Raw genomic sequence first — 500 nt, 5'->3', positions numbered from 1 at the left:
CAATTTGGGGGCAGTTGAAGTTTCCAAAGGGTATTCGTCGCTGCTTCAGGGGCCTAATCAGATGGGCGGAGCCATTAATATCACCACCCAGAAGCCAACAAAACCTCTGGAAGCAAATCTGGGATATCGCCAGGGATGGAGCCGTAGCCAGGACAATGCCTACGATATGCATGCTTCATTTGCCGCCAGCAGCGATCTGGGGTATTTGCAAGTCAGCGGTAGTCAGCTAAAGCAGGATTTTCTCGGCCTGCCGCATGGTGTAAATAATGATATTGCAGGCAAACACGGCAAGATGATTAATTCATCGGCTGATGATAAACGCGGCATTGTGAAGCTCGGTTTTACACCACGCGAAAACGATGAATACACATTGACTTACATTAAGCAGGATGGTGAAAAAGATAACCCGCCATACAGTGGAAATAGTGGTCAAAAATCACGCTACTGGCAGTGGCCAGAGTATGACAAAGAAAGTTTTTATTATCAGGGAACGACCCAAC

At 47.2% G+C, this 500-nt stretch carries 1 pseudogene; it reads left to right on the top strand.

From position 1 onward, the window contains the following. Positions 1-500 (top strand): annotated as a pseudogene (locus tag AC5O77_RS22765) (TonB-dependent receptor); the annotation flags it as partial.

The organism is Stenotrophomonas sp. INTA L402-1 (assembly GCF_059295135.1).
This window is presented reverse-complemented; position numbering and strand designations above follow the sequence as displayed.